At 63.5% G+C, this 3,632-nt stretch carries 6 protein-coding genes; 1 reads left to right on the top strand and 5 read right to left on the bottom strand.

Translation table 11 applies throughout. From position 1 onward, the window contains the following. Positions 1–167: 167 nt before the first annotated feature. Positions 168–1,532 (top strand): tail fiber domain-containing protein, encoded by a 1,365-nt coding sequence (locus tag HY699_15965; protein ID MBI4517302.1) that lies wholly within the window; start codon positions 168–170, stop codon positions 1,530–1,532. A gap of 131 nt (positions 1,533–1,663) precedes the next feature. On the opposite strand, the gene HY699_15960 is transcribed toward HY699_15965, so the two are convergent. From HY699_15960 to HY699_15940, 5 genes are all read right to left on the bottom strand, one after another. Next, on the bottom strand, positions 1,664–1,975 hold the full coding sequence (locus tag HY699_15960) for a type II toxin-antitoxin system RelE/ParE family toxin (GenBank protein MBI4517301.1): 312 nt from the start codon (positions 1,973–1,975) through the stop codon (positions 1,664–1,666). Then, a complete protein-coding gene (locus tag HY699_15955) occupies positions 1,965–2,261 on the bottom strand; it encodes a type II toxin-antitoxin system Phd/YefM family antitoxin (GenBank protein MBI4517300.1) in 297 nt (98 codons plus the stop codon). Before HY699_15955 ends, HY699_15960 begins: the two co-directional genes overlap by 11 nt. 298 nt (positions 2,262–2,559) lie before the next feature. Next, positions 2,560–2,793: a type II toxin-antitoxin system MqsA family antitoxin gene (locus tag HY699_15950; protein MBI4517299.1), complete on the bottom strand. Its 234-nt coding sequence runs from the start codon at positions 2,791–2,793 to the stop codon at positions 2,560–2,562. A gap of 100 nt (positions 2,794–2,893) precedes the next feature. Next, positions 2,894–3,298: a PIN domain-containing protein gene (locus tag HY699_15945; GenBank protein ID MBI4517298.1), complete on the bottom strand. Its 405-nt coding sequence runs from the start codon at positions 3,296–3,298 to the stop codon at positions 2,894–2,896. Next, complete coding sequence (locus tag HY699_15940) at positions 3,291–3,542, bottom strand: hypothetical protein (GenBank protein ID MBI4517297.1); 252 nt, start codon at positions 3,540–3,542, stop codon at positions 3,291–3,293. The genes HY699_15945 and HY699_15940 overlap by 8 nt, the downstream gene beginning before the upstream one ends. Between the last annotated feature and the right edge of the window lie 90 nt (positions 3,543–3,632).

The raw sequence follows: 3,632 nt of genomic DNA, 5'->3' as shown, positions 1-3,632 counted from the left end.
GTCATGCCGGCAGTCCTCTAGCCGGCATCCAGGAGGGGGGCGGGGACGTGCATCCCGAACCGCTCCTGCGGCTCCGAAATCTGTGCGCCGCGCGCAGACTTTCGGCCATAGTAGTTCAGGGCAGGCTTTGGACTTTGGACCTTGGACTTTGAACAGGAGGTGAGACGATGAAAAGAACACCCACGTGGATCATTGCAGTTGCCGTCGCGTTGCTGGCGCGCTCCGTCGCGGCCGATGTCCCGAACCTGCTCAACTACCAGGGCCGTCTGACCGACCCGAGCGGCAATCCGAAGAACGGCACGTTCACGATGCAGTTCGCCATGTACGATGCCGAGACCGGCGGCAATCAACTGCCGACCGGCTCGCCGTGGGGCGAGACGCAGAGCGTGACAGTGACCAACGGCGTCTTCAACGTGCTGCTCGGCAGCGTGACGGCGCTGCCCGCGGGTTTATTCCAGGGCGGGCCGTCGGATGCATCGGGGCCGCTGCGGTTTCTGCAGGTGATGGTAGACGGTGAGGTGCTCGCGCCGAGGCATCGGATTGCAAGCGCTGGGTACGCGATCACTGGCGCGGCCAACATTGATCTACCGAACTCCACCGCGACGGTCGGCAACATTCTCAAGGGAGGCGTTCGGTTCGTTCACAATTTCGGTTCAGCCAATACATTCGTTGGCGCGGGCGCGGGTAACTTCGCGATGACGGGGATCAGCAATACAGCCCTCGGAGAGAACGCGTTTGTCGATAACACTGCTGGCATTTCGAATACGGCCATTGGCCGAGATGCCATGAGGCATAATACCAGCGGGACGCTCAATACTGCGATCGGCGTGATGGCACTCGTCGCCAACACGACGGGCAGCGGCAATATTGCGGTCGGCTCCGGTGCCGGCAATAACCGCACCGTAGGCGACAGCAATATCGATATTGGACACGGAGGCATAGACGGCGACTCGGGTGTCATCAGGATTGGCCAGCAGGGAACGCACACCACGTTTTTCGCGGCCGGGATCCGTGGCGTGACCACAGCGCTGGGAAATGGTGTTGCTGTACTCATTGACGGTAACGGTCAGCTAGGTACTATCTCTTCCTCACGGAATCTCAAGCGCGACATCGAGGACATGGGTGACGCGAGTCAGGGGCTGATGCGACTCCGGCCAGTGATCTTCCGGTACAAGGCAGAACTCGACCCATCCAGGACACGACAGTACGGGCTGATCGCAGAAGAGGTGGCGGGTGTTATCCCGGACCTTGTTGTGTATGACACCGCCGGAGAACCGGAAACCGTGCGGTATCACCTGTTGGTCCCCATGCTGTTGAACGAGGTGCAAAAGGAAGCTCGACAGATCGGGAGGCAACGCCAGCAGCTCGAAGAGCAACAAACACGGCTGACTGAACAGGCGCGTCAGATAAAGGAGCAGGCCCAGCGGATCGAGGTGCTCGCTGCGCGCCTGGTGCAAGTTGAAGCCGTCCTTGGCGCGCGTGGGCGCGAACCAGCAGTCGAAACAAGTTACTCAGGGCCGCGCGGTTTCTAGAAACGGCGAGGATGTTCGAGGGCAGCGGGACAAACAACGGGGGTACGCTGGCCGACCTTGGCCGACTTGGGCGCCGGGGACGACGGGGACGCCTTGCGTATGAGCTGATGAGTGCCGGATCGTGGCTAGCTTTAACGCTCGACCCGCAGTCGGCGCGGGCTCTGCCGGGCATCCCAGACGCGCAGGATCCACAGGATCAGCCCTTCGACTCGGTAGATGATGCGATGATGCCCGCAGATCCAGTGTCGGTACCGGTTTTTCGGCAACAGATCGGTGGCTATCGGTCCCATCTCCGGATGGGCACGCAGCCGCTCGACGGCCTCGATGATCCGCTGAGCGAAGCGCTGTGCCGCGGCCGGATTGCGCTCGTGGAGATATGCGTGCGTCTGTTCCAGATCGGCAGCGGCGAGAGGTGCCCAGCGAACGATTTGCTTACGCGCCACCGCGGGCCCAACCCCGCAGCTGGCGCGCGACGGCCCGATGGGGAACGTACTCGCCGGCAGCGATCTCGTGCTCGGCTTGCTCAACGGCGCGCTGGAGTCGCAGTTGCTCCGCCGCCTTCTCCAGTTCCGCAAAGCGGTCGGCCGAGACCATTACTGCTACGCCGCGGCCGCGCCGAGTTAGCAGGACCGGCCTGCCCGTGCGGCGTGCCTGGCGCACGATTTCGAGAGGGCACGACTGTAAGTCGGTCAGCGGCCGAAGTTCAGCGCCGGTCTCTCGCTTTGCCATTGCTCTCCGTCAACCTGCGACGACTCTACTCGGATCTTCCACGGCCGTCCAGTGGCTCTGCTCGCGGAGAGCAAAGGGGACGTTGGGCCGAACCTGGCCGAGTTGGCTGCAAGGGAAGATGGGCAAGCCTTGCGGGTGCCCTGGTTGGGTGAGGGATGAGTGCCGGTCAGGATAGGCGAATGCGTTTGCTGACCAGCTTCGGCGCGCGGATCATTAGCCGCAAACCGAGAATGGTTCTCGCGCACAGGCGCCAAGCCGCCGAGCGGCGAACCTCCATGGGGGAAGCCTCGCCTTCGCACTACGCGGCCAGATCGATGACCTCCACCGGCTTGCCGGAGGCCTTGGCTTGTTGGAGCTGTGCCTCCAAGCGCGCGGCGTGGGCGTCGTCGCCCCAGGCCTCGCCGCACTGGCTACAGACTCGCGCCGGCACGTGCCGCGCGACCACGACCGCGTCGCCGAAATCAGCAGTGAAGGTGGTGGTGCCCTCAGCGAGCCGTCCGCCACGCAACGGGCATAGCTCTGCGCTATTCATTCGCTCTCCTCTTGCGGGTTTTCAGGTCGGCCTCGAAGTGCCTTTCGTCCGGCTCGTTGACGATCCGCACGCTCCACGATTCGGCGTTCGGCTCGGGCCATTACTTCGCCCTCCATGTGGCCGTCCGCGCGTACGGCCGGCGCGCATCGATGCCGTGGATTGGTGCGAAGTGACTGAGGTTCGGCACCGCGGTGCGGAGCGCAGCCGCGGCGATCAGACAGTCCAGCATGCCGATGCCGTGGCTGAGCCGGTACGCGGCAAACCGACTTGCCGCATGACGCGAGTCGTCGGTGCAGATGTGTTCGACGGGCAGGATCGCGAGCCGCTGCTCGATCTGCTCTTGCTCCATCCGATCGCGGGCACCTTGCAGCAGCTCCATCCAGACGATCACAGGAATGCCGATGACGCTCTTGCCATGTCCGCCCAGCCACGTGGCGGCCTGAGGGCTGCCGCGGAAAGACTCGATCAAGGCGTCGGTATCGAGCAGCAGCGAGATGTCAGCCATGACGCCGTTCGGCTCGCTGTCGGATTAGCCGGGCAAACTCAACGCTGTCGTCAATGTCGCTTCGATCCTTCCAGATGCCGAACAGGCCAGAGGCAAGTAGCTCGTCCCCTGGTCCACTCTTCTCCGCCGCGGTATCGAGAACGCGCACGACGACTTCCGCGGGACCAGCGGGTAGTTCTGGTGGCAGCTCGACGACCAACCGATGGTCCGGCGGGATGATCGCCTTCACCGTGGCGCTCTTCATGCTTCTTACATAGCACGCATAGCACGCACCGCGCTTGCACGGCCACACCTGATAGCCCGAAGGCGGCGAACGTGGCGGACCTGCGTGTAC

The sequence above is a fragment of the Deltaproteobacteria bacterium genome, from assembly GCA_016210005.1.
Taxonomy (GTDB): Bacteria; Desulfobacterota; Binatia; order HRBIN30; family JACQVA1; genus JACQVA1.
Note: the sequence above shows the minus strand (reverse complement) of the source record. Positions and strands in the feature narration are given on the sequence as shown.